The organism is Asticcacaulis aquaticus (genome assembly GCF_028550415.1).
Lineage (GTDB): Bacteria > Pseudomonadota > Alphaproteobacteria > Caulobacterales > Caulobacteraceae > Asticcacaulis > Asticcacaulis aquaticus.
In genome coordinates, this window is sequence record NZ_JAQQKX010000014.1 from 69,017 (window position 1) to 86,817 (window position 17,801).

Sequence of the window (17,801 nt, forward strand, 5' to 3'; positions counted from 1 at the left end):
GGCGGATGGGATCGCAACCTCAGCCATGGTCAAGTGGCCTCAACAGACGAGATGAGGTTGCCGTGTTCAAAATCGATTTTTCACTGAAATCCATCCTCATGGCCTGCGTGGTGGCGGGGGCGACCGTGACGCCCGCACTCCTGCCGCAAACCGCTTTTGCGCAAGCCACTAAGGCTGATCTGGACCTCGACGCCAAACAGGGGCTGGCCAATCTCTATGCCAAAAACCCGACCGCCAAGGCCATCGGCGCGAAGGCCAAGGCCGTGCTGGTCTTCCCGAATATCGTAAAAGCCGGACTGGTCTTCGGCGGGGCCTACGGCGAAGGCGTGCTGACGCACAAGGGCGAAGACGACGCCTATTACAATTCGTTTTCGGGCTCCTGGGGTCTTCAGGCCGGAGCGCAGTCCTATGGCTATGCCGTGTTTTTGATGACCGACAAGGCCGTCACCTACATCAAGGAAACCAAGGGCTGGGAAATCGGCGTCGGCCCGACTGTGGTCGTGGTCGATGAGGGTCTGGCGGCCAATCTGTCGACCTCGACGCTGAAAGATGACGCCTATGCGTTTATCTTCAACCAGCAAGGCCTGATGGCCGGCGTGTCGATCGAAGGCACCAAGATTTCGAAGATCAAGAATTAGCCCTGTTGGGCAGCATCCATCTCTTCCTCAGAGATCTCGGTAAGTCTTTCTGGGTGACTTCCCTGAGCAACTGGCCCTCCTGTTCGATACAGGAGGGCCTTCTTTTAAGATTTAGCCACGGATAAGGCACGGATGCCGGTGCTATGCACCAGCTGACACAGGTAACATGAGGATATCCGTGTTCGCCGCGCTTGCGCGGCATCCGTGCCTTATCCGTGGCTAAAAACAAAAACCCCGCCACGAATGACGGGGTTTATAAGCGTTCAGCTGTCGATTGGCCTATGGCAGGACCGCGCAGGCGATGCGGGCACCGGCACCGCCGATCGGCTGGCTGGTATAGTCGTCGGCTGAGGCGTGGATCACGACGGCGGAACCGTCGGCGTCCTTGAGCGCCGGAAGTGCCGAGCCGTCTTTCGCTTCGACCAGCACGAAGGACGAATAGATTTCTGCCTTGGCCGTACCGTCCTTGTGGACGTAGATATTGGTCAGGTCGCCGGAGTCGTTGGAGGCCGGATTGAGCAGGCCGTGGGTCAGGGCCGCATCGCCGTGGTGGACGTGGCCGCCGGAGTTCTGGAACTTGGCCGTATCGCCGCAGTCGCCTTTGGCGTGGAAGTGCACGCCGTGCCAGCCTTCGGGCAGACCCGAGGCGTCGATTTTCAGGATGACGCCCTTGGGGGCCGGGGTGACCGTCACGGTGCCCAGTGCCTTACCGTCATTGCCGGTCAGGGTGCCGGGGGCTGCCGCGCCGGCGGCTGAGGCGAGAGCGGTGGCCATCAGGCCGGAAAGAAGGGCTGCGCGCATAGGGTTTCCTTAAAATAATACCGTATCTGGCCCCCGCCATTAGCTGGCACTTTGGCATGACTGCGAACCATTATCAATCATTAACCGCAGTCTTTATGGCCTCTTTATCAAAGGCGGGAAGGCTCCACATTTGCGACAAAGCCTTGCCCGGATAGAGAAACGATTGCGCATTTTTTGTGTGGAGTGATCATGTCTGTATTCAAGCGTATCGGTGGGTTTGTGTTTGCTTTCATCGTCATGGGCGTCGTGCCGGTGGTGTCGATGGCGCTCAACGAACAGGCCATGGCCGCGCCCGATAGCGCTCAGGGTAAAGACGAAGCCCAGAAAGATGAGGCCTGGGAAGTCACCGCCATGACGCGCATCAGCGGTCTGTCGCTGCCCGCCAATACGGAGACGGTGTGCCTGAGCGCCGAAGACCGCCGCAATCCGCCTAAGTCGCTGTCGAACGCCCAGTGCCCGAACCAGCAGATCACCCGCACGGGAAATACGATCCGCTGGGTGGCCAGATGCGACAAGGCCGATGTGACAGGCGAGATCACCTTTGCCGCCGACGATACCCTGACCGGCAAGGTCAGCGGCACGAAATCCGGGACGCGTATCGACATCGACCTGACGGGCCGCAAGGTCGGCACCTGCACAAAGTCGTGACGGTCTTGACCCGACCGGTGAGTCGCGGCTTGATGCGCGCATGACCGATACCGAGACAAAACCCGACGGCGCCCTCGATCCGCAATGGAAGGCGCTTCTGGCCGATGAATTCGCCAGCCCTTACATGCAGGGGCTCAAGCAGTTTTTGCAGGGCGAGAAAAGCGCCGGCAAGCGCATCTTCCCCAAAGGCGGCGAATATTTCCGTGCGCTCAATTTGACCCCGCCGGACAAGGTGAAGGTCGTCATTCTGGGGCAGGACCCTTATCACGGCGAAGGTCAGGCGCACGGTCTATGTTTTTCGGTGCGCCCCGGTGTGCGTATCCCGCCGTCGCTGGTCAATATCTATAAGGAGCTGAACGCCGATCTCGGCATTCCGCCCGCCCGGCACGGTTTTCTGGAGGCATGGGCGAAGCAGGGCGTCCTGCTGCTCAACAGCGTCCTGACGGTCGAGGAGGGCAAGGCCGCCGCCCATCAGGGCAAGGGCTGGGAGCGCTTCACCGACGCGGTCATCGCGCGGGTCAATGAGTTGCCGCAGCCGGTCGTGTTCATCCTGTGGGGTGCCTATGCCCAGAAAAAGGCTTCGTTTGTCGATCCGTCGAGGCACCTGATCCTGAAATCGGCGCACCCGTCGCCGCTGTCGGCGCATAACGGATTCCTCGGCAGCCGCCCGTTTTCCAGGGCCAATGCGTGGCTGGACATGAAGGGCGTCGATCCGATCGACTGGCACCTGCCAGAATCCGTTTGACGCGTTACGCGCGGTTCCATGGCATAAGAGCCAGTACACGGGCCAGGCCACAAAAACCCGTTAAACCGGCCATGGTGAGCCCGGCCCCGAAAAAAGCCGGGATAAGCGCGTAAAGCGGATGTACAAAAGCTGCCAAAAGCGAGCCTGTGAAGACGCAGAGGCCGATAGTAAGCTGGGTTTGCCGGTCAATTGGCAGACGTGCGGTGGCGCGCTTCTTTTCCGTCGCGAAACCCGCCGCTGTCCAGGCCGCTATGCCACCATCAAGATTATAGACTTCAAGGCCGGGGTTTGCCGTTTCCAGGGCCGCGCAGGCAGATTGTCCGCGTCCGCCTTTTAGGCAATGAACCACCAGTATTTTGCCCGTGTAATCGGGCAGCGCCTGAGCGTTGAGAGAGCTCAAGGGGTAGAGATGGGCACCGGCGATACGTTCAGCATCGTGTTCGACCGGTTCGCGGACATCGATAAGTACAGCTTCGTCGTGGGAAAGCCAAAGGTTCAGGGTCGCGGCGTCAACAGTTTTCATGGGCATTCCATAAGAAAGGTATAATATAGTGCTACTGGCAATAGACCAGATAAAGGGTGGACAGAATGGCTTCGAGCTTGGGGTCGTGCAGCCGGTAATATACCGTCTGCCCCTCCTTCTGGGTGGTTACCAGATCCTGCTCGCGCATTTTCGCCAGATGTTGCGAAACGGAAGATTGAGATAAACCTACTAACTCAGTCAGCTCACCAACCGATCGCCTGTCCTTGACAAGGTGGCACAGGATCATCAGTCGGTTTCGGTTGGCGAGAATTTTGAGAAGGGCCTCGGCCTGTTCGGCATTTTTCTGCATAACCTCCAGAGGGAGTGGTGCGGGCGGCATAACGATTTTCTCCTTAGGTCTCTTGCATATATATTAGAATATACTAATTAAGCAATATCTAATTTATTGAAAGGTGTTGCCCATGTCCAAGTCCTATGTCGAAATCACGCGCAGCCTGTCCAGCCGCCTTGCGGTTCTGCGCAAAGGTATCCCCGAAACGATGCAGGGCTTTTCGGCGCTGGCGGCGGCGGCGTCCAAGGACGGCGTGCTGGATAAGAAAACCAAGGAATTGATAGCTTTGGCCATCGGTGTGTCCACGCGCTGCGACGGGTGCATAGGCTTTCATGCGCAAGCTCTCGTGCGGCTGGGGGCAAGTCGGGCGGAAATCGAAGAAACGCTGGGCATGGCCATCTATATGGGCGGTGGGCCATCTCTGATGTATGCCGCCGACGCCTTGGCGGCCTATGATGGGTTTTTGTCGCCCGAATAATCCCCTATGGCTGCGTCAGGCCTAGGCTGGGTCTCTTTTCAAGAGGGCCAACCATGACCGATCGTGACCGTTTCTATGCCGCCATCCGCGCGTCCCTGTTCGGTGGTAAGCTGAAACCGAAACAGGTGGAGGGCATCGAAGCCATCCTTACCGCCTGGCAGGCCGACGATGCGCGCGAACTGGCCTATGGGCTGGCGACGGCCTATCACGAGACCGGCTTTACGATGCAGCCGGTGAAGGAAAAGGGCGGCGCGGCCTATCTCAAGCGCCTGTACGACCCGCAAAGCACCGATCCGGCACGCGCAGCGCTGGCGCGCAAAAACGGCAATACGACGCCCGGTGACGGTGTCCGCTATGCCGGACGCGGCTTCGTGCAACTGACGTGGAAAGCCAATTACAAGCGTATGGGCGAGGTGCTGGGGATCGATCTTATCGCGGAGCCCGATCTGGCCTTGCAGAGCGAGATCGCTGCGCAAATTCTGTTCGTGGGTATGCAGCGCGGCCTGTTCAGCGGCAAGCGTCTGAGCGACTATTTCACCGCCCACCGCACCGACTGGATCGAGGCGCGATGGATCATCAACGGTGTCGATAGCGCCAGCCGCATCGCGGGATATGCCGGGCACTTTCATGCGGCCCTGACGGCATGAGTAAAAAAGCCCCCGACCATGGCCGGGGGCTTCGTCAGTTTAGAACGCCTTCTTCAGGCTGATGCCGTAGGTGCGGGGTTCGGACACCATGCCGGTCAGGTTGTTGAAGTCGATGGCGCTTTCGGCGACGATCGTGTCTTCGATATTGCGGACATAGGCGGCCAGTTCCATGCCGCCCGGGGTAACGTAACCGGCGCGCAGGCCGCCTTGCGTGAAGGACTTGCCAGTGAATTCAACCGCCTCATAGAGGAAGAAGTTGACTTCGGAACGGTAGGACCAGTCGGTGAAGACGAAGACCTTGCCGCCGTTCGACAAAGGCCACGAATACTGGGCGGTGAAGTTGCCGACCCATTCCGGTGCCTGAGGCAGGGGGTTGCCGTCGATGCGGGCGAAGCCGCCGACGATCGGGTCGAGCATGGTGCAACCGCCGCCGCAGGGTCCGACGCCAAGGTCGGCATCCTGAATCTGCGTGGCGTTATAGCTGCCGCCCGCGGTCAGGATGAGGTTGGGGACCGGACGGTATTCCAGATCCAATTCGACACCACGGCCGATGGCCTTTTCGGCGTTGATCAGCTTGGCCGTATTGACCGAACCGCCGACGGCGGTGAGCTGGATGTCCTTGGTCTCAAACGAATAGACGCTGAGGTCCAGGCGCAGCTTGCGGTCCATGAACATGCCCTTGAACCCGGCCTCGACCGAGGTCGAGGTCTGTTCGGTGGCGGTGGTCGGCGCGCCGAAGAAGTTGACGCGGTCCTGAATCGCCGGGGCCAGATAGCCGGTGGCGACGCGGGCATAGAGATTGACCGACGGCGTAAGCACGTAGGTAGCGCTGAAATCGCCCGACACGTTATCACCGTCGACGCGCGTCGTCACCGGCAGGGCCACGCCGGGGAGCGTCGCCTGACCGCCGACCAGATCCTTCTTGCGGTCCGACGAATAGCGCAGACCGCCGCGCAGGGTCAGCTTGTCGGTGGCCTGATACTCCGCGGAGCCGAAGACGCCGTAGTTGATGTTCAGGTTGTCGTGCAGGACGTTCTGGTTCTGCTTACCCGCGCTGTCATAGCCCTTTTCAGAGAATTTCAGGCTCTGGGTGAAGTAATAGACGCCGAACTGGCCGCGCCACTTGCCGAACTGCTCGGTCTCGAAACGCAGTTCCTGCGAAAATTCCTTCGGCTTTGACGTGCCGCCCGTGTTCGACGGGAAGGCGCCGCGATAGAGGCCTGTGCCGGTATAGATGCTGCCGCCGTCGATATCGCCGGTCGAGGAGACCTCGGCCTCTTCGTAGGCGGTGATCGAGTTGAGCGTGCCCAGGCCCTCGAAGGCATAGGCCATGGTCAGGCCGACGCCGCCCGACGACAGGGTCTGGCTGGCCAGACCGTCCAGCGACACCTTTTCGATGTCGAAACCGGGGCTGAAGTCGTTGGTGCCCTTCTGGAACAGACCGGCGCGGAAGATGCGCGGCGTGCCGTCGAGATCGCGGGCATGGACATTGAGCAGGGCGTTGAACGCACCGTTCTCATAAGCCAGTTGCGCGCGGATGGCCTTGTCTTCGTAGCCTTCCAGCTTTTTCGGCGAAATGGCAGAGCCGGAGATATTGTCGACCCAGTCGTCGCGGCGTTGGACGAGGCCGGACAGACGGGCGGTGAAGCCGTGGCCGAGCGGACCGGTGATCGCGCCTTCGGCATTGACCGTGCCGAGGTTACCGGCGGCGACGCTGTAATAGCCACCGAAGACGTCGGACGGCTTGGCCGAGTCGAGCTTGACGACACCGGCGGGGGTGTTGCGGCCGAACAGGGTGCCTTGCGGGCCGCGCAGGACTTCGACCGAGGCCAGATCGAAGATCGGGAAGGCCTTCAGCATCGGGCTTTCCATCGCTACGCCATCATAGACGACCGACACCGGCTGGGCGGCATTGACGTCGAAATCGGGATTGCCGAGGCCGCGGATATAAAAGCGCGGATAGGTGCGGCCAAACGACGATTCGACCGTCAGGGACGGCGTGCGCGCCGACAGGACGCGGATATCGAGGCCGGACGAATTGATGACGTCGAGCTTGGTGCCCGACAGAGAGGTCACGGCGATCGGCACGTCGATCGCTTTTTCCATGCGGCGCGAGGCCGTGACGACGACTTCGGTCACGCCGTCATCGGCGGGAGGCGGTGCGTCGTCGGCGAAGGCCGCGCCGGCACAGAGGCCAAGCGCCAGAAGCGAGACGCCGCTCAGAGCGGCAGCAGATTTATACGGTGCGCGTTGTTTCAGTTTGGACATGGGATTTCCTCATTGGATTCATGTCCTTCCCCCGCGATTACCCCTGTGCGCCCCTTTGTTCGTCAGGGGTAGCGACGCAGACGCTAACACAGGATGTCGCTTTTGCAACGGGATCGTGGCGGTTTTGTTGCAAGGGCGAAAACTATGGTTTTTTTGCCATTGACCTAAGGTCAGCTTTCTCTTTCCCCCATTCTTATTTCGCCTCCTGCCTTGAGCATCGAAAGTTTAGTCGCAGCAGCCCATCCTGCCTGTCGATCGAATGGCCCCGCTGGGCCCATCGGAATAGACGACCCGAATGTCCGGTCAAAGGACAGGGTCCGGAGATAAAGAGGTACTGACATGACACAGACCAAGATCATTCTGAGCGCCGTGGCCCTGGCTGGTGCCCTGTCGCTGGCGGCCACCGCCCCGGCCTCGGCCCAGAGCTACGACGGCTGGTGCTACCAGAAGGAAAGCTCGGCTCGCACCAAAGGCACGGTCATCGGCGCGGGTGCCGGGGCCGTGGTCGGTAATGTCGTGGCCGGCAAGGGCAACAAGACCGAAGGCACGATCCTGGGTGCCATTGTCGGCGGCGTGATCGGCAATCAGGTCGGCAAGAAGAACAAGGAAAAGGAAACGGCGTCGGCCAATTGCCTGAGCAGCCGTTATTATATCTATGATCGCGGCTATTACACGCCGGATGCGCCGCCGGAAGGCTATCGCGTGGCCTATTTCAACCAGCGTCCATACTACGACACCTACTGGGTGCGCCGTAACGGCACGGATTACGTCTATCGCCGTTAAGCGGTTTAAAATGAAAAAAAGCCCGGCGGTGTGCCGGGCTTTTTTGTGTGCGGAAGTCAGGCCTTATCGCTCAGGTGTTCGGCCAGCATCTGCTCCAGATAGTCGGGATTGAACGGCTTGGAGATATAGTCGTCCATCCCCGACTCCAGACATTTTTCGCGGTCGCCGGTCAGGGCGTGGGCGGTCATGCCGATGATCTTGACCGGCGGAATCGTCCCGGTCGCCTGAAGCTCGCGGATGAGGGCGGTGGCCGTATAGCCATCCATGACGGGCATTTGCACGTCCATCAGGACGATGTCGAAGCGCTGTTCTTCCAGTTTGTCGACGGCTTCCTTGCCGTTGCCGACCACGACCACGTCGTAACCGAAGGATTCCAGCAGGGTCAGGGCGACGATGACATTGCCGCCGTAGTCCTCGGCCATCAGTACCCGCTTGCGGTTGGCGGCCTTCTGGCGCACGGGCGCCACGCGTGGTGCGGGCGTTACGGGGCGGCTTTCGGTCCCTTCGGGCGCTTTTTTGAGGGGCAGGACGACGGTGAACTTCGAGCCCATGCCGGGCTGCGACTGCACCGAAATCTCGCCCTTCATCAGGGTAACCAGATTACGCGTGATGGCCAGACCCAGTCCCGATCCGCCGAAGCGCCGGGTGATGGTCTCATCGGCCTGAACGAACTTGTCGAAGATGGTTTCCAGTTGATGCGCCGTCATGCCGATGCCGGAGTCGGCGACCTCGACACGCAGCAGGATAGTGTCGCCGTCGATCGGCTCGATCCGGACCATCAGGTTGACGAAGCCGTTTTCGGTGAATTTCAGGGCATTGGAGACAAGGTTCATCAGAACCTGACGGATGCGGATCGTATCGCCGATCAGCTCCAGCTCCTGACGCTTCGGGGCCTTCAGGTTCAGTTGCAGGTCTTTTTCCACGGCGCGCACATTCATCATCGAGCGCACCTCTTCAAGCACGTCGGCCATATTGAACGGGCGCTCTTCCAGCCGGATCTCCTGCGACTCGATCTTGGCGATATCGAGCAGGTCATTGATCAGGTTGAGTAGGGCATTGGCCGACAGGCGCAGAGTCGAGATGAACTCCCGTTGACGCTCGGTCAGCTTGGCATCGCGGTCGAGGATGGAGATGATGCCGACGATAGCGTTCATCGGCGTACGCAGTTCGTGGCTCATATTGGCCAGGAACTCCGACTTGGCGATCGAGGCCTGCTCGGCATTGAGGCGTTCGGACTGATTGATGATGTGGATGAGGTTTTGCGCCAGTTCGACATCGGCGCGCGTCCACGGTCTGGAGCGCTGACGGACGGTTTCCTTCCACAGCGCGAACGAGGCGCGTGGCATCAGACGATAACCGGCCTTGGTCTCTTCGGCGGTCTTTTCCGGCTTGCCGGCCCACTGGACGTGCTCGACGTTCGCGCTGCGGAACCAGACGATATAGTCTTCGCGCGTATGGCTGGTCGGCGCCGCCAGAAACCCCCCGGTCAGGCTAAGGGTGCTGTGGTCGGCGCAGAAGGTTTCGGCATCCTCGGTCTTGACGATGCCACTGGGGTCGCGCGCCGTGACGCAGGCGATCAGGTCGCGTACGGTCCCTTCGTCGGGCGTGCGCCCGAAACTGCGAAACTGCTTGCGGTGGATCAGCGCCATGCCATCGGCCTTCATGGCGTCGAGAATCAGCGCCTCACGCTCACCCAGCAGGTCGAACAGGCGGAAATGGCTGCCCAGCGACGCCGACATGCGTTCGACGATCAGCTTGCGCTTTTCCTGATCGGTGCGGTCGACCAGCTCTTCCATCGACGACAGCTGCGCCGAAAAGACGTGGCCCATTATCTCGGCGACCATGCGGATGCGGTAGGGGACGTGCAAAGGCGTATTGTGATGGCAGGCGATCAGGCCCCAGAACTGATCGTTTCTGAGAATCGACACCGACATTGAGGCCTGAACCCCCATATTGGCCAGATACTGCACATGGATCGGCGACACGCTGCGCAACGCCGACATCGACATATCCAGCGGCCGGTTGGTGTGCGGATTGAGGGTCGGTATGATCGGTGAGGGGGCGTAGGCGATGTCCGCGATCTGGCGGATATAGTTCTTCATGTAAAGACGCCGCGCCTGGGGCGGAATATCGGAGGCCGGAAAGCGCATCCCCAGATAGCTGGTCATGTGGGCGGCGCGGCTTTCGGAAATGACCTCGCCGTTCCATTCTTCGTCGAAACGATAGAGCTTCACCCGGTCGAAGCCGGTGATCTTGCGGATCTGGGCGGTGACGAAGTCGTACAGTTCGGGCAGGGTGCGCATGTCGCGCATGCCGACCGCGAACTGACGCAGTTCGTCGTAGAAGAAGTCGCGCGACAGGGCCTTCTCGTCGTCGATGATCTCAAGCTCGACCACCAGATAGCCGTCCGACAGGTGTGCGACGGCGTCGAACGCCTTGCCGTTCAGGCGCAGGACGGAGGATTGCAGGGGCTGAAGCTCGCGCTCGACCACGATATGGCGGATGACCGAGGCCTGTTCCGTGCCGACGATGTCGGACAGGGTCTTACCCAGAGCCGCCTGCGCCTCGACGCCCAGCCACGCCTTGAGGTTTTCCGAAACCTGAAGCACCTTGTGATCCAGAGGGTCGAGGACCAGCAATACGCCCTGCGGCTGGATCGAACCGGGAATGTGGATCGGTTCGCTTTCGCAGCCATTGAGGGCGGTTTCCAGCTGGGCTTCGCTGAGTTCCTGACGCGGCTTGAAAGGCATACGATGGATAATCCGGACAAAGGAGAGGGCGCAAACGCAGCTTCGCCGTCGTCTGTGAGTGGCATTCTGTCACAGACGAGACGCGGCGGCGCATAAAAAGGCAATAAAAACGAATCTATAAATACGATTTGCCCGAATTGCGCCCCATATACACGGCATGAGTTCAATCATTGAATTATTATGGGCGCGTTCAGATTGGGTTCAGCCGCCGTGCGGTAAAACCGCTTCATCGACATTCAGACAAGGAGCTTTTCCATGATCACTTCCACGCAAAAAAGTATCGCCGCCGGTTTCGGCCTGGCCGTTATGGCCGCCGCCCTGATGGTATCGGCGCCCGCCTCGGCGCAGGGTCGTTATGACGGCTTCTGCTACGAAAAGGAGCAGAACACCAAGACCAAGGGCACGATCATCGGCGCGGTCGCCGGGGGCGCGCTGGGCAATGTCGTGGCCGGCAAGGGCAACAAGACCGAAGGCACGGTTGCCGGTGCGGTCGTCGGCGGCATCATCGGCAACCAGATCGGTGAGCACGAAAAGGAAAAGGCCGTTCGCCAGTGCCTGAACGACCAGTATTACGTCTTCGACGGTCGTGAATACGCCCCGCCGCCAGCCCCCAAGGGCTACCGCGTGTCCTACTATAATGCAGGCGAGCGCCCGGCCTACGGCACCTACTACACGCACAGGAACGGCAAGGTTCAGAAGTGGACCCCGCCGAAGAAGCACAAGCACTAAATTCGGTTGATTGACACTTTCGACGCCCGGTGGAAACACCGGGCGTTTTTTATATTCCGGCTCAGTTTAACCATAGTCTCGCAACGCATAATTCGAATATTTCAGCGTCGTAACGCCATGACCTGAGGGCAAATTCCAAGGCCCATAGATATATGAAAGGTTACAGTCATGACCACAGCCAGAATGATAACTGCCCTGAGCGCCGCCACACTGATGATCGGCGCGGCAGCAACCGCCAGCGCCCAGCCACGCCCTTACAGCCAGACGAGCCGCACCTATGACGGTTTCTGCTATCAGAATGAAACCTACCGTCAGACACGCAATACCGAATGGGGGCCCGGTGGCCCGCGCACCACGACGACGACCTATACGACCAATGCCAACTGCCTGAACGGGCAGTATTATATCTTTGACGGCAGCCGTTACGATCCACCGAAAGCGCCGCGCGGCTATCGCATCGCCTATTTCTACGACCGCCCGACCTACAAGGTTTATTACACGCACAAAAATGGCAAACCCGTGAAGTGGATGCGCCACGATGATCGACGGGACGACCGTCATGACGATCACCGCAACGACAATAATCGGAATGACCGGCCTGGTGGCGACCGCCCCGACCGTCACTAAGCTGAACAAACGCCCGGTGGAAACACCGGGCGTTTTACTATGTGAAAGTCGGCAGCGCCTGATTTTCCCCTCTTTTCGCGCGCGGCCTCAGTCGCTATAGATCGCCTATGACAAACATTGCTTCTCCGCTTGATTCCGGTCGCGAGGCCGAAACCGCCAAACTCATTCAGGGCCGGACCGGTCCGTGGGAACTCGTGATCGGCCTCGAAATCCACGCGCAGGTCGCCTCGACCTCCAAGCTGTTTTCCGGTGCCGCTGTCGGCTTCGGCGCGGGGCCGAACGAGCAGGTGTCGCTGATCGATGCGGGCTTTCCGGGCATGTTGCCGGTGCTGAACCGTTTCTGCGTCGAACAGGCGGTGAAGACGGGTCTAGGCCTCAAGGCGCAGATCAACGCCCATTCGCGCTTCGACCGTAAGAACTACTTCTATCCCGATCTGCCGCAGGGCTATCAGATTTCGCAGCTCTTCTACCCCATCGTGGGCGAGGGCGAGGTGTCGATCGACCTGAGCGACGGTTCGCAAAAGATCGTGCGCATCGAGCGTCTGCATCTGGAACAGGACGCGGGCAAGTCGATCCACGATCTCGATCCGAACGCGACTTATGTCGACCTGAACCGCGCAGGCACGGCCCTGATGGAAATCGTCAGTAAGCCCGACATCCGCTCGGCTGAAGAGGCGGTGGCTTATTTCAAGAAGATCCGCACCATCCTCGTCTATCTCGGCACCTCCGACGGCGACATGGAAAAGGGTAATATGCGCGCCGACGTCAACGTCTCCGTCCGCAAGGTGGGCGCGTCGTTCGGCACGCGCTGCGAAATCAAGAACGTCAACTCGTTCCGCTTCATGCAGCAGGCCATCGAGTACGAAGCGCGCCGTCAGATCGAAATTCTCGAAGACGGTGGCTCGATCACGCAGGAAACCCGCCTGTTCGATTCGGTGAAGGTCGAGACGCGCAGCCTGCGTTCCAAGGAAGAAGCGCACGATTACCGCTACTTCCCCGATCCCGACCTGCTGCCGCTTGAGCTTGAGCTGGCCTGGATCGAGGATATCAAAAAGTCCCTGCCGGAACTACCGGACGACAAGCGTCAGCGTCTGATGACGCAGTACGGCCTGAGCCAGTACGATGCGACCGTGCTGATCACCGAACAGTCCCGCGCCGACTACTATGAGGCCGCCGCCAAGGGCCGTGACGCCAAGCTGGTCGCCAACTGGGTGACGAACGAGCTTCTGGCACGCCTGACCAAGGACGGGCTTGAGATCGCCGACAGCCCGCTGCCGCCCGCCCACATCAACGGTCTGGTCGAACTGATCGAAACCAATGTCATCTCGTCGAAGATCGCCAAGACGGTGTTCGAGCATATGTGGGACGGCAAGGGTGAGATCACGCCCGCCGAGATCGTCGAAACGCACGGCCTCAAGCAGGTGACCGATACCGGCGCCATCGAGAAGGCTGTCGACGACATCATCGCCGCCAACCCGGATAAGGCCGCGGAGGTCGCCACCAAGCCTCAGGCCATCGGCTGGTTCGTCGGTCAGGTCATGAAGGCCACCGGCGGCAAGGCCAATCCGGCGGCGGTCAATGACATCCTGAAAGCCAAGTTGGGGCTCTAATATCTTATACCTCCCTGCGCTTGCGCGGGGAGGGGGACCGCGCCTGAAAGGCGTGGTGGTGGGGTATCTTAGTTTAAGGCACCCCACCCAAACCTAAGTAAGCAAGACCCCCCCCACCACATCCGCATCGGCGGTCCGATCAATCGCTTCGCGATTTCGTGCGGTCCCATCGCTTGGCGAAAGCTATACTTTCGCCTGCGCTATACCCCAACAAGTTGGGGAGGTATGATAATCTACATTCGCCACCAGCGCAGGGTTGCGCGCGTGATGTTGTTGGTGCGGCTCATCTCGGTCAACTGGATCAGGTACCAGTCGCCGGTATTTGAACTGACGCAGGCAATCAATTGCAGAGTCAGGGTGGTGCGGTCGGTATCGTACATCATGCCATGCACGCCCGGTTGAGGGATGGTGCGCGGGATGTGGCATTCCGCTTCGATGGGAAAGCGCTTGGCCATGAAAGGCGAGGCCGTCGCGCTGTCATTCAGAAATCTGAAGCCGGGTTGCTCAAAGCCCTGCGTCGGTCGAACCGTCATATTATGCCCTTCGAACAGCAGATCGGGGACGCCTTTGCGCTTCGTGGGAATACTGCCCCTGAGCGGTCCGGCGGCGACCGTATCGACATCAAGGTCGATCGTCTCGCCTTCGGTGATCTGACGCGTGCCCAGCGGCGGGCCAAGGTCTTCGAGACGTTGCGGGCGGCGGCAATTGAAACCCTGACCCTGCACGACGCAGATCGGCTCGCCGTCCGGGGTTTCGCGGTCGATCCGCCCGGCTATGCCATAGGTGCAAACGAGGCGGCGTTCGATGACCTCGGCTTCGGTGAAGCTACCCGTGTCGGGTATGGGGGTCCAGCCCGATGGCGCAGGCGTTATCTGGGCGCTTTGCGGAGATGACGGACAGGCGAGGGTCGCGGCCTCGGCGTCGGTAAAGGTGCCGAGACTCAGTCCGACGGCGAATAAAACAAGGAAGAGGCGCATGGCAGGCTCCGGTGAAAACAGGAACCAAGGCTCTCAAAATTCAGCCGGTGCGTGAATGTCGCAAATGGTTGCACGCTGCAGCGAATAGCTTTGCCACAGAAGCAAAAGCCCTCCGGTTCATCGAAGGGCTTTCAAGGGTTGTTTTTCAGGGGTGTTATTGATTTGTCGCGGGCAAATCCTGTTGCACCGGGGTGTCGGTGCGCGGCAGCGGCGGCACCGGTTCCTTCATCCCTGTTTTCGGCGCGTTCGGATCGACCGGCATCTGTGGGTCGGGATTGGCGTCGGTCGGGTCGGCACTGTCCGCCGGATTGCGGACCTGCGTATCGGTGGGTGGTGGCGGGACATTGGTCGCATCGCTGGCCGGTGTCGAGCTGTCTTCGGCCTGAGCGGCGTGCAGGGCCTGAGCGTTCAGCCGGGCGGTGGCCTCGTTTTGCGATTTGAGGTCCTGTTTGGCGGTGGGGGCCTGTTTGGCCAGCGGCGCGTCGCCGGTCAGCGAGGCCTGTTGCGGCTGGTCGGTGACCTGCGGCTCCATCGGCATCTGCTGGTTTTGGGCAAGGGCGGCGGGGGCAGCGACGGCGCTCAGAAGTGCGGCCACGGCAAGGGTGGATTTCAGTGTCATAATGTCCTCGGATAAGGCGGGCGGATAACGGAGCCAGAGTTTAGTCGCCTGAGGTCGTTGCGCAATTTTCGCAAACTTATGAAGGCGTTCGCCGAACTTATTCCGGCCTTGCGATTTTTATTTTAAAGTGCAGAACTGGTAAAAATGCCCGCTTGGCAGAGGTTGAGCGCCGATCGGCCTATCAGGGGTTTATGAAAGATCCGGCCCGTCTGCGTCCGGCCTTATCGACGCGCAGACCCTCTTATGGCATTCCTATGCGAGGGGGTTGTTTCCGCACATTAATCTTGTAAGCCGGGTAACCGCGTGAGACAGTCGCGGCGGCAACACGAGGGGAGCCTATGACGTCGCACAGTGAATTCGCCCTGAGCCTTGAAGGGGTGTCGAAAACCTATGGCGACTTCACGGCGGTGCGCGACCTGAGTTTTCAGGTGGCGCGCGGCTCGATCTGCGGCTTTCTGGGGCCCAACGGTGCGGGCAAGACCTCAAGCGTCCGCATGATGCTGGGCCTCTCCGCACCGTCGGCGGGCAAGATCACCGTGCTGGGCGGTGAAGGCGGCAAGGTGCTGGATCGTATCGGTTTCCTGCCCGAAGAACGCGGCCTGTATCGCAAGATGACCCCCGTCGACATGATCGTCTTTCTGGCCGGGCTCAAGCGCGTCAAGGCCTCGGTCGCCCGCAAACGCGCCATAGCCATGCTGGAGGCGCAGGGCCTTGGCGAATTCATGAACAAGCCGATCAAGTCGCTGTCGAAAGGTATGTCGCAGAAGGTTCAGCTGATCGGCTGTCTGGTCCACGAACCCGAACTGGTCATCCTCGACGAACCGTTTTCCGGCCTCGATCCGGTCAATCAGCAGGGGCTTGAGGACGTTATCCGCGATCTGGCCAGACGCGGGGCGACAGTGCTGTTTTCGACCCACGTCATGCAGCACGCCGAGCGCCTGTGCGAAAACGTCGTCATGCTGACCAAGGGCCGCAAGGTGTTCGAAGGGACACTGAAACAGGCCCGGGCGGCGGCCCCGCGTTACCTCGAACTGGAAGGGGCGGTGTCGCGCGAACAGGTCGCGGCCTTGCCCGGTGTGGCCGAGGTTGTGGATGGCGGCGTAGCCGATGAGGGTGCGCATCTGTGGCGGCTGAAATTCGCCACCGGTCTCAGCCCGAACGCGGCGCTGAAAGCGGCCTTCCTGACCGGGCTTGATGTGCGGCGGTTCGAGGCGCACGAGCCGACCCTGCACGACGCTTTCATTGTCCTGACCGGCGGAGAGGCGCAATGAAAACCCTGCTGATCGCCAAACGCGAATACCTGGCCTTCGTCAAGACCGTCGGCTTCTGGCTGTCGCTGGTGACCCTGCCGCTGCTGATGCTGGGGTCGGCCTTCATTCCGGTGATGATGAGCCGCTCGGGCGAAACGCCGCAGACCGTGGCGGTGCTCGACCTGTCGGGTGAGAACCTGACCGCCGCCCTGACCGGCTTCATTCAGGCGCAGGACCCGGCCCTCAAGGCCGTGCAGATGTCGGATGCCGTGAGAAACGACTCCGTCGCGCGGACCGTGGCCGCCAGTATGGCGAAAAAGGGCGGGCTCAAGGTCGCGCCCCTGCCGGAAGGTTTGTCGCCTGCGATGACCCGCGATGCCGCCGCGACGAAAATCGCGCAGATCCTGTCGGCGGAAAACCCGCCGGTGACCCACGTGGTGGTGGCCTATCTGACCGCAGAGCCGACCCCGCGCCTGGCCTTCGACCTGTGGTCGGTGCCCAAGAAAAAAGGCCGTCTGGAGCACCGTCTGGGGCGCGATCTCGATGACCTGCAGTTCCTCTATGCCGCGCGTCAGCAGGGCATCGCGCCTGAGGTGGCCCGTTCGCTTCAGGACACCCACGCCGATATCCGCAACCTGACGCCGACGATCGCCGCCGCCCCGGACGACAAGGACGCCTCGTTCCGCGAAACGCTCAAGGAAAACGGCCCGCGCTTCGCCGGGGTGATCATGAGCTACATCACCTGGATGGCCATCTTCTCGTCGTCGGTGATCCTGCTGTCGGGCATCATCGAAGAAAAGTCGTCCAAGGTGCTGGAGGTTTTGCTGACCTCGGCCCCGGCGGGCAGCCTGCTGCTGGGCAAGGTGCTGGGCGTCTTCATGGTCATGGTGACGGTCGCCGCCGTATGGAGCGGCGTGGGGATGAGCGTCTTCGCCTATGGTCTGGCCTTCATGCCGGCGGATGCGGTCGACAATATGCGTACCCTGCTGGGGCTGATCTTCGCACCGCATCAGGTGGCGCTCATGCTGGCCTATTTCGTCGGCGGCTACCTGATGTTCGGGATCACCTTTATCGCCATCGGCGCGTTCTGCGAATCGCAAAAGGACGCTCAGGCGATCATGGGGCCAATCGTCATCGTCCTGATGATCCCCATGCTGTCCCTGCAGGCGGCGATGATGTCGCCGGACCTGCCGCTGATCCGCTATCTGTCGTGGTTCCCGCTGTTCACGCCGTTCCTGATGCCGCTGCGCCTGATGGAGGGGGCGGCGTGGTGGGAAATCGCCGCCACTCTGGCTGGGATGGGGCTAATGGCGTGGATCATGATCCGGCTGGGGACGCGCGCCTTCATGCAAGGGGCGCTGGGCACCGGCAAGTTCAGCTGGCGCACCCTGGCCGCATTGGTGAAATGAAAAAAGC

The 17,801-nt window shown here is 60.7% G+C and carries 18 protein-coding genes; 11 read left to right on the forward strand and 7 right to left on the reverse strand.

Annotated features, from left to right (window positions below):
- The first annotated feature begins 62 nt into the window (after positions 1-62).
- A complete protein-coding gene (locus PQU92_RS15465) occupies positions 63-638 on the forward strand; it encodes a lipid-binding SYLF domain-containing protein (protein WP_272749154.1) in 576 nt (191 codons plus the stop codon).
- Positions 639-917: 279 nt separating this feature from the next.
- Here PQU92_RS15465 and PQU92_RS15470 read toward each other — a convergent pair whose 3' ends face one another.
- Positions 918-1,439 (reverse strand): superoxide dismutase family protein, encoded by a 522-nt coding sequence (locus tag PQU92_RS15470; protein ID WP_438263832.1) that lies wholly within the window; start codon positions 1,437-1,439, stop codon positions 918-920.
- Between the two features lie 189 nt (positions 1,440-1,628).
- Between PQU92_RS15470 and PQU92_RS15475 the strand changes: the two genes are divergently transcribed.
- Both PQU92_RS15475 and ung read left to right on the forward strand, forming a co-directional pair.
- The gene (locus PQU92_RS15475; protein ID WP_272749155.1) at positions 1,629-2,087 is read left to right on the forward strand and encodes a DUF3617 domain-containing protein; all 459 of its coding nucleotides are present in this window, start codon (positions 1,629-1,631) and stop codon (positions 2,085-2,087) included.
- A gap of 40 nt (positions 2,088-2,127) precedes the next feature.
- The gene (gene ung, locus PQU92_RS15480; RefSeq protein WP_272749156.1) at positions 2,128-2,832 is read left to right on the forward strand and encodes a uracil-DNA glycosylase; all 705 of its coding nucleotides are present in this window, start codon (positions 2,128-2,130) and stop codon (positions 2,830-2,832) included.
- Positions 2,833-2,836: 4 nt separating this feature from the next.
- On the opposite strand, the gene PQU92_RS15485 is transcribed toward ung, so the two are convergent.
- Both PQU92_RS15485 and PQU92_RS15490 read right to left on the reverse strand, forming a co-directional pair.
- The gene (locus PQU92_RS15485; protein WP_272749157.1) at positions 2,837-3,355 is read right to left on the reverse strand and encodes a rhodanese-like domain-containing protein; all 519 of its coding nucleotides are present in this window, start codon (positions 3,353-3,355) and stop codon (positions 2,837-2,839) included.
- A 31-nt stretch (positions 3,356-3,386) separates the two neighbouring features.
- The gene (locus tag PQU92_RS15490) at positions 3,387-3,695 is read right to left on the reverse strand and encodes an ArsR/SmtB family transcription factor (protein WP_272749158.1); all 309 of its coding nucleotides are present in this window, start codon (positions 3,693-3,695) and stop codon (positions 3,387-3,389) included.
- A gap of 82 nt (positions 3,696-3,777) precedes the next feature.
- On the opposite strand from PQU92_RS15490, the gene PQU92_RS15495 reads away from it, so the two are divergent.
- Together PQU92_RS15495 and PQU92_RS15500 are read left to right on the forward strand one after the other, a co-directional pair.
- Entirely contained in the window at positions 3,778-4,125 is a 348-nt protein-coding gene (locus tag PQU92_RS15495; RefSeq protein ID WP_272749159.1) for a carboxymuconolactone decarboxylase family protein, read from the forward strand.
- A gap of 53 nt (positions 4,126-4,178) precedes the next feature.
- On the forward strand, positions 4,179-4,772 hold the full coding sequence (locus PQU92_RS15500; RefSeq protein ID WP_272749160.1) for a glycoside hydrolase family 19 protein: 594 nt from the start codon (positions 4,179-4,181) through the stop codon (positions 4,770-4,772).
- Between the two features lie 39 nt (positions 4,773-4,811).
- On the opposite strand, the gene PQU92_RS15505 is transcribed toward PQU92_RS15500, so the two are convergent.
- Complete coding sequence (locus tag PQU92_RS15505; protein ID WP_272749161.1) at positions 4,812-7,040, reverse strand: TonB-dependent receptor; 2,229 nt, start codon at positions 7,038-7,040, stop codon at positions 4,812-4,814.
- Between the two features lie 339 nt (positions 7,041-7,379).
- Between PQU92_RS15505 and PQU92_RS15510 the strand changes: the two genes are divergently transcribed.
- Positions 7,380-7,823 (forward strand): glycine zipper 2TM domain-containing protein, encoded by a 444-nt coding sequence (locus PQU92_RS15510; protein WP_272749162.1) that lies wholly within the window; start codon positions 7,380-7,382, stop codon positions 7,821-7,823.
- Between the two features lie 56 nt (positions 7,824-7,879).
- Here PQU92_RS15510 and PQU92_RS15515 read toward each other — a convergent pair whose 3' ends face one another.
- Positions 7,880-10,573: an ATP-binding protein gene (locus PQU92_RS15515; protein ID WP_272749163.1), complete on the reverse strand. Its 2,694-nt coding sequence runs from the start codon at positions 10,571-10,573 to the stop codon at positions 7,880-7,882.
- Between the two features lie 255 nt (positions 10,574-10,828).
- Here PQU92_RS15515 and PQU92_RS15520 point away from each other — a divergent pair, with 255 nt between their 5' ends.
- From PQU92_RS15520 to gatB, 3 genes are all read left to right on the forward strand, one after another.
- On the forward strand, positions 10,829-11,302 hold the full coding sequence (locus tag PQU92_RS15520) for a glycine zipper 2TM domain-containing protein (RefSeq protein ID WP_272749164.1): 474 nt from the start codon (positions 10,829-10,831) through the stop codon (positions 11,300-11,302).
- Between the two features lie 168 nt (positions 11,303-11,470).
- Complete coding sequence (locus PQU92_RS15525; RefSeq protein WP_272749165.1) at positions 11,471-11,929, forward strand: hypothetical protein; 459 nt, start codon at positions 11,471-11,473, stop codon at positions 11,927-11,929.
- A gap of 107 nt (positions 11,930-12,036) precedes the next feature.
- On the forward strand, positions 12,037-13,539 hold the full coding sequence (gene gatB, locus PQU92_RS15530) for an Asp-tRNA(Asn)/Glu-tRNA(Gln) amidotransferase subunit GatB (RefSeq protein ID WP_272749166.1): 1,503 nt from the start codon (positions 12,037-12,039) through the stop codon (positions 13,537-13,539).
- A 233-nt stretch (positions 13,540-13,772) separates the two neighbouring features.
- Here gatB and PQU92_RS15535 read toward each other — a convergent pair whose 3' ends face one another.
- A complete protein-coding gene (locus PQU92_RS15535) occupies positions 13,773-14,516 on the reverse strand; it encodes a hypothetical protein (protein WP_272749167.1) in 744 nt (247 codons plus the stop codon).
- A gap of 154 nt (positions 14,517-14,670) precedes the next feature.
- Positions 14,671-15,135 carry a hypothetical protein gene (locus tag PQU92_RS15540; RefSeq protein ID WP_272749168.1) on the reverse strand — a complete coding sequence of 155 codons (465 nt, stop codon included), beginning with the start codon at positions 15,133-15,135 and terminating at the stop codon, positions 14,671-14,673.
- A gap of 338 nt (positions 15,136-15,473) precedes the next feature.
- Here PQU92_RS15540 and PQU92_RS15545 point away from each other — a divergent pair, with 338 nt between their 5' ends.
- A complete protein-coding gene (locus PQU92_RS15545) occupies positions 15,474-16,406 on the forward strand; it encodes an ABC transporter ATP-binding protein (RefSeq protein WP_272749169.1) in 933 nt (310 codons plus the stop codon).
- Complete coding sequence (locus tag PQU92_RS15550; protein ID WP_272749170.1) at positions 16,403-17,794, forward strand: ABC transporter permease; 1,392 nt, start codon at positions 16,403-16,405, stop codon at positions 17,792-17,794. The genes PQU92_RS15545 and PQU92_RS15550 overlap by 4 nt, the downstream gene beginning before the upstream one ends.
- Positions 17,795-17,801 lie beyond the last annotated feature (7 nt).